13 protein-coding genes, 3 tRNA genes and 1 pseudogene are annotated in these 14,215 nt (G+C 42.3%); 8 read left to right on the forward strand and 9 right to left on the reverse strand.

Annotation, left to right across the window (positions count from 1 at the left end; translation table 11 throughout):
• Window positions 1–21 precede the first annotated feature (21 nt).
• The 4 genes and pseudogenes from arcA to A3CS_RS0109310 all read right to left on the reverse strand — a co-directional run bounded on the left by arcA (window position 22) and on the right by A3CS_RS0109310 (window position 2,187).
• Window positions 22–729, reverse strand: coding sequence for a two-component system response regulator ArcA (gene arcA / locus A3CS_RS0109295; RefSeq protein ID WP_005539822.1), 708 nt, complete (start codon window positions 727–729; stop codon window positions 22–24).
• Window positions 730–990: 261 nt separating this feature from the next.
• Window positions 991–1,130: pseudogene (gene ykgO, locus A3CS_RS01000000111105) on the reverse strand (type B 50S ribosomal protein L36).
• Between the two features lie 9 nt (window positions 1,131–1,139).
• A complete protein-coding gene (locus A3CS_RS0109305) occupies window positions 1,140–1,406 on the reverse strand; it encodes a type B 50S ribosomal protein L31 (protein ID WP_005539816.1) in 267 nt (88 codons plus the stop codon).
• A gap of 211 nt (window positions 1,407–1,617) precedes the next feature.
• The gene (locus A3CS_RS0109310) at window positions 1,618–2,187 is read right to left on the reverse strand and encodes an LOG family protein (RefSeq protein WP_005539814.1); all 570 of its coding nucleotides are present in this window, start codon (window positions 2,185–2,187) and stop codon (window positions 1,618–1,620) included.
• Window positions 2,188–2,350: 163 nt separating this feature from the next.
• Between A3CS_RS0109310 and A3CS_RS0109315 the strand changes: the two genes are divergently transcribed.
• Both A3CS_RS0109315 and A3CS_RS0109325 read left to right on the forward strand, forming a co-directional pair.
• Complete coding sequence (locus tag A3CS_RS0109315; RefSeq protein WP_173540813.1) at window positions 2,351–4,120, forward strand: protein-disulfide reductase DsbD; 1,770 nt, start codon at window positions 2,351–2,353, stop codon at window positions 4,118–4,120.
• 79 nt (window positions 4,121–4,199) lie between these two features.
• Window positions 4,200–4,589, forward strand: coding sequence for a DoxX family protein (locus A3CS_RS0109325; protein ID WP_005539808.1), 390 nt, complete (start codon window positions 4,200–4,202; stop codon window positions 4,587–4,589).
• 256 nt (window positions 4,590–4,845) lie between these two features.
• Here A3CS_RS0109325 and A3CS_RS0109330 read toward each other — a convergent pair.
• Window positions 4,846–4,935: transfer RNA gene (locus A3CS_RS0109330), tRNA-Ser, on the reverse strand.
• A gap of 51 nt (window positions 4,936–4,986) precedes the next feature.
• Window positions 4,987–7,878 carry a ribonuclease E gene (gene rne / locus A3CS_RS0109335; protein ID WP_005588348.1) on the reverse strand — a complete coding sequence of 964 codons (2,892 nt, stop codon included), beginning with the start codon at window positions 7,876–7,878 and terminating at the stop codon, window positions 4,987–4,989.
• Between the two features lie 465 nt (window positions 7,879–8,343).
• On the opposite strand from rne, the gene rluC reads away from it, so the two are divergent.
• The gene (rluC, locus tag A3CS_RS0109340) at window positions 8,344–9,303 is read left to right on the forward strand and encodes a 23S rRNA pseudouridine(955/2504/2580) synthase RluC (RefSeq protein ID WP_005568299.1); all 960 of its coding nucleotides are present in this window, start codon (window positions 8,344–8,346) and stop codon (window positions 9,301–9,303) included.
• 198 nt (window positions 9,304–9,501) lie between these two features.
• Here the strand turns inward: rluC and trxA are convergent, their stop codons facing one another.
• The 3 genes from trxA to A3CS_RS0109355 form a co-directional block, all read right to left on the reverse strand.
• Window positions 9,502–9,825, reverse strand: coding sequence for a thioredoxin (gene trxA / locus A3CS_RS0109345; RefSeq protein ID WP_005550389.1), 324 nt, complete (start codon window positions 9,823–9,825; stop codon window positions 9,502–9,504).
• 99 nt (window positions 9,826–9,924) lie between these two features.
• Entirely contained in the window at window positions 9,925–10,920 is a 996-nt protein-coding gene (locus A3CS_RS0109350; RefSeq protein WP_005545502.1) for a 2-hydroxyacid dehydrogenase, read from the reverse strand.
• A gap of 23 nt (window positions 10,921–10,943) precedes the next feature.
• Window positions 10,944–12,053, reverse strand: a complete 1,110-nt coding sequence (locus A3CS_RS0109355) for a methionine biosynthesis PLP-dependent protein (RefSeq protein ID WP_005568301.1) — start codon at window positions 12,051–12,053, stop codon at window positions 10,944–10,946.
• A gap of 236 nt (window positions 12,054–12,289) precedes the next feature.
• On the opposite strand from A3CS_RS0109355, the gene A3CS_RS0109360 reads away from it, so the two are divergent.
• The 5 genes from A3CS_RS0109360 to A3CS_RS1000000112540 form a co-directional block, all read left to right on the forward strand.
• A tRNA-Gly gene (locus A3CS_RS0109360) sits at window positions 12,290–12,365 on the forward strand.
• Window positions 12,366–12,373: 8 nt separating this feature from the next.
• A tRNA-Cys gene (locus A3CS_RS0109365) sits at window positions 12,374–12,447 on the forward strand.
• A 606-nt stretch (window positions 12,448–13,053) separates the two neighbouring features.
• Window positions 13,054–13,755 (forward strand): lytic transglycosylase domain-containing protein, encoded by a 702-nt coding sequence (locus A3CS_RS0109370; protein ID WP_005568303.1) that lies wholly within the window; start codon window positions 13,054–13,056, stop codon window positions 13,753–13,755.
• Window positions 13,756–13,769: 14 nt separating this feature from the next.
• Window positions 13,770–14,072 carry a TrbC/VirB2 family protein gene (locus A3CS_RS0109375; protein WP_005558885.1) on the forward strand — a complete coding sequence of 101 codons (303 nt, stop codon included), beginning with the start codon at window positions 13,770–13,772 and terminating at the stop codon, window positions 14,070–14,072.
• A 72-nt stretch (window positions 14,073–14,144) separates the two neighbouring features.
• Window positions 14,145–14,215: VirB3 family type IV secretion system protein (locus tag A3CS_RS1000000112540; RefSeq protein WP_211205775.1), on the forward strand; the 71-nt coding region annotated here is incomplete at its 3' end.

Below are 14,215 nucleotides of genomic sequence, written 5' to 3' on the forward strand. Positions count from 1 at the left end.
TGATTTCTCTTTTATTTTTCTTTAGGATTCCAAGTCACCACAGAAGCGATAACCTTCGCCGTGAATGGTGGCGATGATTTCCGGTGTCTCGTGATGATCTTCAAAATGTTTACGAATTCGACGAATGGTCACATCCACCGTACGATCCTGCGGTTTGAGCTCGCGTCCGGTCATTTTCTTCAATAATTCTTCACGGGTTTGAATTTTGCCCGGATTCTCGCAGAAATGTAACATGGCGCGGAACTCACTACGCGGCAATTTGCGCTCCTCGCCTTCCGGCGTAACCAACGTGCGACTGTTTAAATCCAGTGTCCAGCCGTTAAATTTATATTGTTCCACATGGTGCGTGCGTTGATTCTCCTGCATGGTACGCTGCAACAGGTTTCTGGCGCGAATCGTTAATTCACGCGGGTTGAAAGGTTTGGTGATGTAATCATCGGCACCAATTTCCAAGCCTAGAATTTTATCCACTTCGTTATCTCGACCGGTTAAAAACATCAGTGCAATGTCCGCATTTTCACGCAATTCACGGGCAAGCATTAAGCCGTTTTTGCCCGGCAAATTAATATCCATAATCACTAAATGAATATCTTCGGTATCCAGCACTTGGTGCATTTGCGTACCGTCCGACGCTTCAAATACTTCATATCCTTCCGCCTCAAAAATACTTTTTAGCGTGTTTCTGGTGATCGTTTCATCTTCAACGATTAAAATTCGTGGTGTTTGCATTGGCAAATCCTTATTTTGTCGTTATAGTTTTTCCATGAGGCTGTTATATTTTAAACAAGCTCTATTTTATAGTTGCAACATTATTGTAACAATAAAAAAATACATAATTCGGCATATTAGAATTTAATTTTATGATCTAAGTCATAAAATTTCATACTTCAATCTCTTGTTGCCAAAATAAAAAATCCTCCGATGCAATGCATCATCGGAGGATAATTGAGCGCAAGGCTCAAAGTTACACACAAAAACAGAAACTCTCTTTTAACGTTTTTTCTTGCCACCCTGACGCGCTTTAAAACGTGGATTTTCTTTACAAATCACATAAACACACCATGACGACGCACGACTTTACAACCCGGATGGCGGGTCTTGGCACTTTTTAATGAAGATAATACTTGCATGAGGATTCCTTATTTTGATTTAAATGCACTGAATTTGCCGTAACGGTTGGCGAAATCACTGGCGCGCCCTTCGTTGACAACCTGTCTGGTTTTACCGGTGTAAAACGGATGTGAAGCTGAAGATGTATCACACATAAAGACCGGATATTCTTTTCCATCTTCCCATTTCATAGTGTTGGTGGTTCTGGCGCAGGAACGAATCAAAAAGCCTTGTTTGGCATTGGAGTCATAAAAAAGAACGGTGCGATAATTTTCCGGATGAATACCTTTTTTCATTTTTCTGCAATCCTTATTTTTTAGTGAAAAATAATAATGCGCGCCATCTTACACAAAAAAATCCATAGAAGCAAACTTATTTTAAAATAAAAAATAAGATGCCGAAAAAAGTAACAACTTAGATTGGGGTAATAAGAAAAATCATGTAATGTACGAAAAATCCACCGAGTTAGTTCTCATAGAAAAACAACTTTATTTTTGACCGCACTTTTTACACATCTTCATAAGTACGAATCTCAGGCACTTGATAATCAAGAATAAAACGTTCTATTTCAAAAATATTTGTACTAAATAATAACTTATCAAAATGACTTTGCGTCAAGAAACCGGCAGTGACCATGCTTTGATATTGACTTCTCAGCGGTTCATAAAAACCATCTTGGTTAAATAGAATACAAGGATGAGGATTTTTACCGATTCGCGCCCAAGAATAGACTTCGCTGATTTCTTCCAGCGTGCCCGGCCCACCCGGCAAAGCAATACAAGCATCGGCTAATGCCAGCATTTTGGCTTTTCGCTCCGACATGGAATCCACAATGATAATTTCGGTACAACCTTGGTGTACCAATTCCCGCGCCTGTAAAAATTCAGGGATCACACCGATAACGGTACCGCCGTTGGAAAGTACCGTATCCGCCAACACGCCCATCAATCCCGCCTTTCCGCCGCCATAAACTAACGTATGTCGATGTTGCGTAATCCATTCGCCTAATTGAATAGTCACTTGGCGATAGCTCGGCAAATTGCCGAGTGCCGCGCCACAATAAACCACAATGTTCATTTGATTGCCTCAGTTATTTTGCATTGATAAATTTTACGCCGAATTCCATATGGAATAAATCGCAACAATAGGTATAACAACCTCCAAAGCATGATATTTTGCAGCAATTTATTTTTGCTAATGCTAGAATGAGCAACATTTTATGGAAGATAACAACCGTTTTATGAAAAGATTTCTCCTCATTATCCTCTGCTTTTTCGTGACATTCAATGTGCAAGCCGTGGATCTGTTTAACCAAAAGCCAAAATTTTTACCGGTCGATCAAGCGTTTCAACTTCAGGCAGAACAATATGGCAACGACATTTCACTTAATTGGCAAATCGTCGAAAATTATTATCTCTATCAGGACAAACTGGAATTTGCCCTCAATGGACAGCCGATTGAAAGCCAACCGCAATTTTTAAGCCGGGCAGAACAATACGAAGATCCGTATTTTGGCACGGTACAAATCTTCAAGCACCAACTTCCTTTACGCCTGTCATTGCCAAATAGCAAACCGCAAGATATTCTGGAAGTCACTTATCAAGGTTGTACTCCCGGCTTTTGTTATCCGCCGAAAACTAAACAATTTATGCTTGGCGAACTGCCACACAATGCTGTAGAAACTTCACTAGTAGCTCAAGAAGAAACTAAAAGTGCGGTCAGAAATCCAAGTGTTTTTTCATCTCAACAAAATCAGCTTGCCGATAGTTTATTCCAAAGCAAATATGCCATGTTGTGGTTTTTTGTACTGGGCATCGGTTTAGCATTCACTCCTTGTGTGTTGCCGATGCTGCCGCTGTTATCGGCGATTGTCATCGGCAACAGAACGGAACATAGCCATACCTGGCGCGCCTTTACGCTGAGTTTCATGTATGTGCAAGGCATGGCGCTAACCTATACGCTCCTGGGCTTATTGGTCGTGCTTATCGGTTTACCGTTCCAAGTGGCGTTGCAAAGCCCCTATGTGTTAATCGGCTTATCGGTAGTGTTTACCTTGCTGGCACTTTCTATGTTCGGTGTGTTTACTTTGCAGTTGCCTCCATCTTTACAAACCAAGCTCACTCAATTAAGCCAACAACAAAAACGTGGCGCGTTTTTCGGTGTATTTGCCATGGGCGCCATCGCAGGTTTGGTCGCTTCCCCCTGCACATCCGCACCACTTTCCGGCGCACTGCTTTATGTAGCGCAATCAGGAGACCTTGTTATCGGCGCATTAACCCTTTATTTATTGGCACTTGGCATGGGCTTACCATTAATTCTGATTACTGTCTTCGGTAACAAAATTCTGCCGAAATCCGGTGCCTGGATGGAGAATGTAAAAACTGCCTTCGGCTTTGTGATGCTTGCCTTACCGGTCTTTCTACTTTCCCGCGTTCTTCCGTTGGACTGGGAACCGCGTTTATGGGCGCTGCTTGGCGTCAGCTTCTTTATTTGGCTCGCCACTCAAATGCACACCAACGGTATTGGCTTACTGTTCCGTATTCTTTTTCTGATTGCCGCCATCACACTAGCCCAGCCGCTCCAAAATTGGCTGTGGCAAAATAATACCGACCATGCAAGAACCCATAGTGCGGTCAAGAATTCCCTTGAATTTCAATCCGTGCAAAGCTACGAGGAGTTACAACTGGTATTAACGAAGAACCCGAAACCACTGGCGCTATTGGATCTTTACGCGGATTGGTGCGTCGCTTGTAAAGAATTTGAACATAAAACCTTTGCGGAACCACAAGTGCAAGACGCTTTAAAAGACGTTTTGCTGTTAAGAATCGACATGACAAACAACAGCGAAAACAACCGCACTTTAATGAAGCAATTGTCAATAACCGGCTTGCCGACGTTGATGCTTTTTAACCCGCAGGGAAAAGAAATTTCATCGCACCGCATTACCGGTTTTATGGAAGGAGAAGCATTTTTACAAACATTACAAGCAGCAAAAGCGTTAAATAATTAACCAATATTGTTTTTTTCTTTTAAATTTACTGTTAGCATACGCGCCTTCAATTTTCATTATTTTATTTAAGGAAGAAAAAATGTTTTTAAACAAATACAGCAATTACTTTTTAGGCTTATTACGCATTACTTCAGGTTATGCATTCGTATTACATGCTACAGCAAAATTTTGGGAATTCCCAATTTCCGTGACCGGCGGCAACGGTTCCGTTCAACTGGCATCCTTAATGGGTGTTGGTGGTGTGATTGAACTGGTTTTCGGTATCCTACTGATTTTAGGTTTGTTTACCCGCGTATCTGCGTTCTTACTCAGCGGTCAAATGGCGATAGCTTATTTCATGTTCCATGCTTCCCCATACCCACTCTTGAAAGACGGTGAACCGGCATTTTTATACTGCTTCATTTTCTTATACTTTGTTTTCACAGGCGCCGGTGCATTTGCATTAGATAATAAAATCGGTAAAAAATAACCTCTACAATATTTCGGCGAAAGGATTAGGCAACCCCTAATCCTTTTTTATTGCCGGAACTCAGCTAAATAAAATAAAGTGCGGTAGATATTCAAGTTGTTTTAAAAATGATACAAGGGATACAAGAATCGGATAAACGCAGACTCGCCAACACGTGATTTACATGCATAAATTAAATGGCATACCGCGCTAGAAAAAGAAGGAAATGATAAAAGCAAAAGACGCTAAGTTATTCACTTAGCGCCTTTTATGAATATGGCGGAGGAACTGGGATTCGAACCCAGGGAGGGTGTAAACCCTCGCCGGTTTTCAAGACCGGTGCCTTCAACCGCTCGACCATTCCTCCGAGGTTTGAGCGAGGTGAATAATACGAACTTTGCTACACCAAGTCAAGCGATTATTTCACCGCTTCCGCTTTAGTCGGTTCGGTATAAATATGGCTGATTGCGGTGTGGTGCCCTGCCGCGCCTTTACCGTAGAAATAATAACGGGATTCCTGCCATTCTTGCACCGGATAAGTCGTAATCGGTGTATCGGAAGGCTTCGCCAAAGTCGCTTCTGCTTTAGTGTGGGTTACTGCCGAGAATGTCCCTAGACGCCCGTTAAAAACATAAGTGCGGTCAGTTTCATCCATGAATTTCACATTATCAGAGACATCCATCGTTACAATCACTTCAGCTGTCGCTTCCATTGGAGCGGATACCACATTGTTATTTAAGCGTTGTAACGATGCTTGTACTTTTTTCTTAACGGAATCATTTGCCGGTTGGATAATAAATTCCGTTAATGGCTGAACATCATTTTTACTTTTTTCAACAATCATATCCAACGCCGGCATAGTGACAGTGATACTTTGCTCCGGTTCGCCTGCATCAGATTGATTTTGTTGCTCAAGAAGTTCATCAACAGATAAGAAGCTATTTTCTTTTGATTGAACGGACTGCCCCATGTCGATCCACACTTTACCGCTCGCTAATTCCGGTGAAGCCACTGCCGCAAATAATGGCATCGGCGATTTTTCTTGCGTATTGCGACGACGGCGCTGATTATTGACGCGCAAATGACGTGGCAAACGACGTTGACGTGAATTATCGCGCCCTTTATCGGCTTCAGCATTATCATCAAGATCAATCACGTCCGTTACTACAATCTCTTCTTCCGCTTTTGGCTCAACAACGGTGTTTTCTGCAAATTGTGCTACTGTCGATTTAGAAGGCGGAACCTCATTCATTTCCTCTTCATTAAGACGCACTTTTTTGCGCAAATCACGACGTTGACGACGTTGTGTCGGTTCTACCCTTTCTTCGCTAACCGGTGTGGAAGCCTCAGAGTTAATCACCTCTTCAATTACTTCAGGTTTGCGATTACGTTTGGCATTACGCTCTTGATTGCGATTTCTGCTTTCAACTCTCTCAGCCTTTTCTGCAGTTTGCTCTTCAACCACATTTTCCGCATTGTCATTACGGTTACGGCGACTATTACGACGTTCCTGGTTACGACGATTGCGATTATTGTTACTGTTTCTATTGTTATTACGCGTTTTCTTATTTTGCTCTTCCTGTTTCGGTTCGGAAGCAAATAAGCCTTTTAACGCCGCCAATAAACGGCTCAACAAAGACGGACCGCTTTGTTCTTTACGCTCAACAGGTTCCGGTGCCGGCATTGGAATGGATAAAGAAACCGCCGCACTTTCCACCACCGGCGTTTCCGCAGGTGTGGTGTCAATGTTACGGGAAATCAGGGATTCTTCAGCCACAAAGATCTCATCTTGCCCCTGATGTAATCTGGCTAAGTTATAACTTAATTCATTAACCTCTTCCCCATCACGCACACGGAACACACTAAAGTGCGGTGTTTCCATAGCTTCATTCGGCACCACGAGAATATCCACAGTGTGGCGTTTTTCGATGCTATGAATGGCTTTCCGTTTTTCATTGAGTAAGTAAGACGCGATTTGTACCGGAACGATGGTGTGAACCTGTTTGGTATTTTCTTTTAACGCTTCTTCTTCCAATAAACGCAGAATGGAAAGGGAAAGTGACTCGTTATCACGGATTTTGCCGGTGCCTTGGCAGCGCGGGCAAACGTGGTGAGAGGATTCGCCTAATGACGGACTCAAACGCTGACGGGACATTTCCAACAACCCGAAACGGGAAATTCGGCTAATTTGAATACGCGCCCGATCCTGGCGCACCGCATCACGAACCCGATTTTCCACTTCACGCTGATGACGAACTGGCGTCATATCAATAAAGTCAATCACGATTAAACCGCCCAAGTCGCGCAAACGCAATTGACGGGCGATTTCATCGGCAGCTTCAAGGTTGGTGTTTAACGCGGTTTCTTCAATGTCGCCACCACGGGTGGAACGGGCGGAGTTAATATCAATGGCTGTTAAGGCTTCGGTCACATCAATAACAATAGAACCGCCGGAAGGCAACCGCACTTCACGTTGGAATGCCGATTCGATTTGCGACTCAATTTGATAATGGCTGAATAACGGCACTTCACCTTGGTATAATTTCACTCGATTAATGAAATCCGGACGAACCAATTTAATGTGCGCCTTGGCTTTTTCATAAACTTGCAGGCTATCAATCAGGATTTCACCAATATCGCGACGCAAATAATCGCGAATGGCACGCACGATAACATCACTTTCCTGATGAATTAAAAAAGGCGCCGGGCGGCTTTGAGACGCTTGTTTAATGGCTTCCCAATGATGCAACAGCACTTTCAAGTCCCATTGCAATTCTTCCGGGGATTTTCCCACGCCCGCGGTGCGTACGATTAAGCCCACGCCTTCAGGCACATCCAAAGAACTCAACGCATCTTTTAACTCCAAACGCTCATCGCCTTCAATACGACGTGAAATCCCGCCGGCACGCGGGTTATTCGGCATAATTACCAAATAACTTCCTGCTAAAGAAACAAAGGTGGTCAGCGCCGCACCTTTATTACCGCGCTCTTCTTTGTTGACCTGAACAATGACTTCCTGCCCTTCCGAGATAATATCGCGAATATTCGGGCGGCCTTGATATACATAACCCGACGGAAAATATTCACGTGCAATTTCTTTCAACGGTAAAAAACCGTGACGTTCTGCACCGTAATCCACAAAAGCGGCTTCCAAACTCGGCTCAACCCGAGTAATTTTTCCCTTGTAAATATTGGCTTTTTTCTGTTCATGCCCCAGACTCTCAATGTCCAGGTCGAATAAGCGTTGCCCATCGACTAACGCAACGCGCAACTCTTCTTTTTGAGTCGCATTGATTAACATTCTTTTCATTCGTTTTCTCTTTTATAAAAAAGGGCGAACCCTAAAAAACTCCATCAAAATGGACCGCACTTTGCTTAGTAATCGACCTCGTGTCTGTCGCAGAATGTCCGTCTTCCCGACCGTCATCTGCTGGGTGCATTGACTACCTATTAAAATCAATCGAATGTCGAAATTTTAATAAAACAAAACCTGTTAGAAAAAATGGCCTGCAAGCCGACGTTCATTTTGACGCTAAAAAATCATTGACCTATCAATGTCTTATGCCGAATGCTGCATTATATCCCGTCAATGATAACGTATTTATTTTTAAGCGTTTTTTGCAACTTAAAAATGCTCGTTATTATCGCCCGAATAGGGATTTTTAGCAAGGTGGTTATCATAATTCGACGAATATTCTCCGCCACATTCAAACCCATGGCGCGATATGCTATGATGCGTGCCGAATTTTGTAACCGTGGCAATAAATAGACAAATATGAGTGAAAAAACCATCAACCCAAGTGTACAATTTTTAACTGTTAGCGACGATGAAGCCGGTCAACGACTGGATAATTTCTTACTGGCACGTTTAAAAGGTGTGCCGAAAAGCCTGATTTATCGTATTGTGCGCAAGGGCGAAGTACGGGTAAATAAAGCCAGAAGCAAACCGGAATATAAGCTACTGGCGGATGATGTGGTGCGCATTCCGCCCGTTCGCGTAGCAGAAAAAGCACAGGATACGATTTCCAATAAGCTCACCAAAGTTGCCCAACTGGAACAACACATCATCTTTGAAGACAATTATTTATTGGTGCTCAACAAGCCGTCCGGAATTGCCGTACATGGCGGCAGCGGGTTAGATTTCGGCGTCATTGAAGCTTTGCGTGCACTGCGTCCGGCAGCTCGTTTTTTAGAACTGGTTCATCGTTTAGATCGCGATACGTCGGGCATTTTATTGGTAGCAAAAAAACGTTCTGCTTTACGCAATCTGCACGAACAGCTGCGCGAAAAAACCGTGCAAAAAGATTATTTGGCACTCGTGCGCGGACAGTGGCAATCGCACTGCAAAGTGGTACAAGCGCCATTGCTGAAAAATGAACTTGCCGGTGGTGAGCGGATTGTGAAAGTGAGTGAACAAGGCAAACCCTCAGAAACCCGTTTTTCTGTGGAAGAACGCTATACCAATGCCACGCTAATCAAAGCCTCACCTGTCACCGGACGCACTCACCAAATTCGGGTGCATACCCAATATGCCGGTCACCCTATCGCATTCGATAGCAAATACGGTGATAAAGAATTTGATCAACACATGGTGGAATTAGGATTAAATCGCTTATTTTTACACGCCTACACCATTCGTTTTGAACATCCGCACAGTGGCGAAACGTTACGTTTAACCGCGCCATTAGAGGAAAAAATGAAAGGCATTCTGAAGCGTTTGCGTGAGATGAAGTAAAAAAGTGCGGTCACAAAAAACAATGTTTTTTGAACATAGGTTCTGACAATGATGCCGAAGAGTGAATCAATCACTTCTGTGATTTATGAATAACTGCCCAAGCGTTTTAAAAACGCCGGAAAAACTAACCGCACTTTTAATGCGGTGGAACAAAAAACGCCGAGCACAATATACTCGGCGTTTTTATTCTGACTAAAATCAGATATTTTGGTTGATAAATGCGGCCAATTGATTTTTCGGTAAGGCGCCGACTTGGGTTGCTACCGGTTTGCCATCTTTAAATAATAATAGTGTCGGGACACTACGCACGCCGAACTGTGCAGGGGTGGCCTGGTTATCGTCAATATTGATTTTCACAATTTTCACTTTACCATCAAATTCCACCGCCAAATCATCAAGGATCGGGGCAATCATTTTGCACGGTCCGCACCATGTAGCCCAAAAGTCTAATAATACAGGGACCTCTGAATTTAAAACGTCTGCAACGAATGTTGCATCGCTGGAATGTAATACTTCGCTCATTTTTTTTCCTTTTGTTACTTTTGTGTACTAGTGTTTAATTTCCTGCGCATAATAGCATAGCGCTATGCGAATAACACAAATTATTTTAATTGTTAAAAGCTAAGAAGACAAAACTACATTATCGCAAGGTTTGCCTTTCCCAATAGCATAAATATTAGACAGGGTAACATCGGCAATGCTGGTTAGCGCCTCTTCTGTTAGAAATGCCTGATGGCCTGTTAATAACACATTGTGACAGGAAGATAAACGACGGAATACGTCATCCAGAATCACTTCATTGGATTTATCCTCAAAGAATAAATCCCTTTCGTTTTCATATACATCCATACCTAAAGCACCGATTTTACGCTGTTTCAACGCATCAATTGCCGCTTTAGTATCAATCAGCGTACCACGACTGGTGTTGATGATCATCACGCCGTCTTTCATTTTGGCAAAGGCTTCGCGATTCAGCAAATGATAGTTTTCCGGTGTTGCCGGGCAATGCAAGGTAATAACATGAGAACGTCGATAAATCTCATCCAGGCTGACATATTCTGCGCCTAACTCTTCCGCTGTCGGATTTTTGAATGGGTCAAAGGCTAAAATGTGCATACCGAAGCCTTTTAGAATACGCATGACCGCAACACCTATTTTACCTGTGCCGATAACACCGACGGTGCGACCATACATATTGAAACCGATCAGCCCTTCTAAGGAGAAGTTAGCTTCACGGGTGCGTTGGTAAGCGCGATGAATACGACGGTTTAACGTCATCATTAAGCCGACCGTATGTTCTGCCACCGCTTCCGGTGAATATGCCGGCACACGAACGACCGTCAAACCGAGTTCTTGGGCGGCTTTTAAATCTACATTATTAAAACCGGCGCAACGCAAGGCAATAATTTTTACTCCAAGTGCGGCGAGTTTTTCCAACACTTTTCTGCTTCCGTCATCATTCACGAAAATACATACGGCTTCACAATGTTCCGCCATTTTTGCCGTGCGCTCACTGAGCATGAAATCGTAAAATTCCAAATCCAAGCCGTATTTAGCATCAATTAACTCTAAATATTTTCGGTCATAACTTTTGGTGCTATATACTGCAACTTTCATTTTACCCTCCAAATATATTAAATTTATTTAAGCTGTGCAAACGCCTGTACCAGATCCGCTTTGATGTCTTCCACATTTTCCAAACCGACAGAGAAACGCAGCAGATTATTGGTGATACCGCGCGCAATGCGCTCTGCTTCCGGAATATCCATGTGGGTTTGAGTTGCCGGGTAAGTAATGAAACTTTCGGTACCGCCAAGGCTTTCGGCGAACGTAATCAATTTAATCGCCTTCAAGAACGTATTAACCCAACTTTCATCCTGCAGGCGGAAAGATAACATACCGCCTTTATTAGGATACAACACATCTTTCACTTGCGGTTGTTGACGCAAAAATTCGGCGATGGCTTTGGCATTTTCTTCATGACGCTGCATACGCAATGCCAAAGTTTTCATACCGCGAATGGTTAACCAGGAGTCAAACGGCGATAACACCGGGCCCGCACCGTTTTGGATGTAAAACAGGCGATCACACAGTTCTTGCCCTTTAGCAACAATCAAACCGACTAAAACGTCATTATGCCCGGCAATATATTTGGTCCCGCTATGAATCACAATATCAGCCCCATGTTCCATCGGGCGGAATAACACCGGCGTGAGGAACGTATTATCGACAATAAGTAATAAATTGTGCTTTTTCGCCACCTTGGCAATGGCATCCACATCGCATTCTTCCATTAACGGATTGGAGGGAGTTTCAATAAAAACTGCTTTGGTGTTCGACGTAATCGCCCCTTCAATCGCCTGAACAGAAGCGGTATTCACATAAACCGGTTTGACGCCGTTGGTGTTTTTGTAACAAAAATCCAATAAACGATAAGTTCCACCATAAACATCACTGGATACAATCCACTCATCGGGTGACGTAAATAATGACATCAATAATTGAATTGCCGCCATGCCGGAAGAGCAGGCAAAACCGCGCTCGCCCTTTTCTAATTGGGCGATAGTCTCTTCTAACACAGCGCGAGTAGGATTTTTGGTTCGGGTATAATCAAAACCGGTACTTTCACCAATGCCATGGTGCCCGTAAGCGGTAGAAAGGAAAATTGGGGTGGAAACGGCGCCGGTGCGCTCGTCGGTGCGATTGCCGGCTTGGGCTAATAGGGTATCAATCGCATATTTTTGTGTCATAAATCCTCCGCGAAACAACATATTTTTATACCGCACTTTTTATAAAAAATGTGCTTCATTCTGGCATAAACTCCCCCTTGATAAAAGGAAATTTTATAACGAATTGATTACACAAGCTAAAATTTAACCTCGGAATTTTTTAACCTTTTGTATTTTTTCGACAAACTCATCGTTTTTTTAATTGTTTGTTGACAGTTTTAGATAAGTCAGTAAAATGCACCGCACTAAAGACAAACGCGGGAATAGCTCAGTTGGTAGAGCACAACCTTGCCAAGGTTGGGGTCGCGAGTTCGAGCCTCGTTTCCCGCTCCAAAACTAACGGCGTGTTAGCAAAGCGGTTATGCACTGGATTGCAAATCCATGTAGCTCGGTTCGACTCCGGGACACGCCTCCATAACTCCCTACGCAGCTAGCCAGTCACTCAGCTCGAGTGGTGGAGTCGTGGGTATAAGGAATTGAAAAGATTTAATGTTTATAAAGCAAATGAACTCACAGTCAATCGCCATAAACTGACGGAGTAATAAACAAAGTTAATTTATATAGTTTTGCTTGTTTAAATCTTCTTAAACTTTAAAAATGGAATGGCTATAGAATATAAAACAGTGAAAATTTCATATATAAGGGTTATACTAGGTTTATAGAAATTCTTGAACTCCTTGCTTAGACAAATTTAAATAATGTAGCGAGAAATCTAATTTAAACTAATATGGATCAATCGTTAGACTTAGTATTTATTGAATATGTTCAACCCTATTTATTCAAATTGAAAAAGTTTACTTAATAATGATGGAGAAAGTTCTTCATATTCTGATTTTAGTTTAGAGAGTTTAAACGCAGTATCCTTAAACCGGTTTTAAAAGATCCCGGTCAGTATTCTAATATGATTGTTAGCATTAAAACAAAAGATCGTCCTGTTAGATAATTGATCTTTATATTGCCTTATTGATGGCATTATCTCTAAATACCGTCCTAACTTGTAATAACAAAAGGTTGCCATTTAATGGTCCCTGAAATTTTATTAGCTTGCTCAACAATAGTTCACATTGAAACACTTCACGCATTAATTCAAACAGAAAGCTCATATAATCCTTATGCTATCGCAGTAGTAAATGATATTCCTCTTGCTCAACAGCCTAAAACACTCCAAGAAGCAGAATTAGTCATAGATGAACTTGAAGCTAAAAAAATAAATTATTCGGTTGGATTGGGACAAGTGAACAAAGGGAATTTTGCAAAATATGGTGTAACAGGTAAACAACTATTAGATAGTTGCACTAATATCAAAGTGAGTGAAAAAATTCTGTCTGCATGCTATGCCAAATCACCAAATAAATCGGTTGCAGAGGCGTTGAGTTGTTATTACGCAGGGAATTTCTCTTATGGCTTTGTACGGGAGGGTAAAAACGGTCTGGCTACCTCTTACGTTGAAAGGGTAATAGGAAACGTCAAAGACAAGGAAGAAATCATCGTGCCAAGCATTAAATCCGAAATACCCCAAGCACTTGCCAAGGTACGGGAACCAAAATTCAAAGCGCAAAAGAAAAAGGCTGATAAGCAGCGGCAACCTGTAACGGTATTTTCAACAAATACTATTTTTAATCAATCAGGAAGATTGATTAAAAACAGACCTAAACCCGAAACTGTAAGTAATGAATCTCAACAAGTAATACGTGAAAGCGTTTCAAAAACTTTTAAATTCTAATTGGAGAAAATCTAATGAACTTTTTATCAAAAGTAAAAGGCAAGTTAAATGCCGGAAAAACGGCGGTAGTTGGTGCTATGGTGTTAGCCGCTACAAATTCATCTCAAGCAGCGGGGTTGCAGAAGGTAAATACCCTTGTTGATAACATTTTAAATTCACTAACTTATATTCAGATTGGGGTTGTTACAATTGCGGTAATTGTTGCCGGTTATAAAGTTCTCTTTCAGGGGCAAACTTTCCGCGAAGTTGCGCCTATCCTTGTGGGTGGTATCATTATTGGGGCTGCAGCGGAAATTGCAAAATTATTAGTTGGCTAACACATTCATTATACCCACTACCACGAATGGTGCAGCGTATCTGCACCTTTAACCACTTGCATAGATTTTAAAATGAATAGAGACCCATTATTCAAAGCGCTCACTCGTCCCGCTATGTTCTTAGGCGTTCCGCTTACCCCTTT

The organism is Aggregatibacter actinomycetemcomitans DSM 8324 (genome assembly GCF_000372365.1).
Classification (GTDB): domain Bacteria; phylum Pseudomonadota; class Gammaproteobacteria; order Enterobacterales; family Pasteurellaceae; genus Aggregatibacter; species Aggregatibacter actinomycetemcomitans.

Coding starts and splice junctions, on each gene's coding strand:
- trxA (WP_005550389.1), bottom strand. CDS start 9,825: ATGAGCGAAGTATTACATTCCAGCGATGCAACATTCGTTGCAGACGTT.
- A3CS_RS0109315 (WP_173540813.1), top strand. CDS start 2,351: ATGAAAAGATTTCTCCTCATTATCCTCTGCTTTTTCGTGACATTCAAT.
- A3CS_RS0109355 (WP_005568301.1), bottom strand. CDS start 12,053: ATGACACAAAAATATGCGATTGATACCCTATTAGCCCAAGCCGGCAAT.
- A3CS_RS0109350 (WP_005545502.1), bottom strand. CDS start 10,920: ATGAAAGTTGCAGTATATAGCACCAAAAGTTATGACCGAAAATATTTA.
- A3CS_RS0109305 (WP_005539816.1), bottom strand. CDS start 1,406: ATGAAAAAAGGTATTCATCCGGAAAATTATCGCACCGTTCTTTTTTAT.
- arcA (WP_005539822.1), bottom strand. CDS start 729: ATGCAAACACCACGAATTTTAATCGTTGAAGATGAAACGATCACCAGA.
- rne (WP_005588348.1), bottom strand. CDS start 7,878: ATGAAAAGAATGTTAATCAATGCGACTCAAAAAGAAGAGTTGCGCGTT.
- A3CS_RS0109375 (WP_005558885.1), top strand. CDS start 13,770: ATGAACTTTTTATCAAAAGTAAAAGGCAAGTTAAATGCCGGAAAAACG.
- A3CS_RS0109370 (WP_005568303.1), top strand. CDS start 13,054: ATGGTCCCTGAAATTTTATTAGCTTGCTCAACAATAGTTCACATTGAA.
- rluC (WP_005568299.1), top strand. CDS start 8,344: ATGAGTGAAAAAACCATCAACCCAAGTGTACAATTTTTAACTGTTAGC.
- A3CS_RS0109310 (WP_005539814.1), bottom strand. CDS start 2,187: ATGAACATTGTGGTTTATTGTGGCGCGGCACTCGGCAATTTGCCGAGC.
- A3CS_RS0109325 (WP_005539808.1), top strand. CDS start 4,200: ATGTTTTTAAACAAATACAGCAATTACTTTTTAGGCTTATTACGCATT.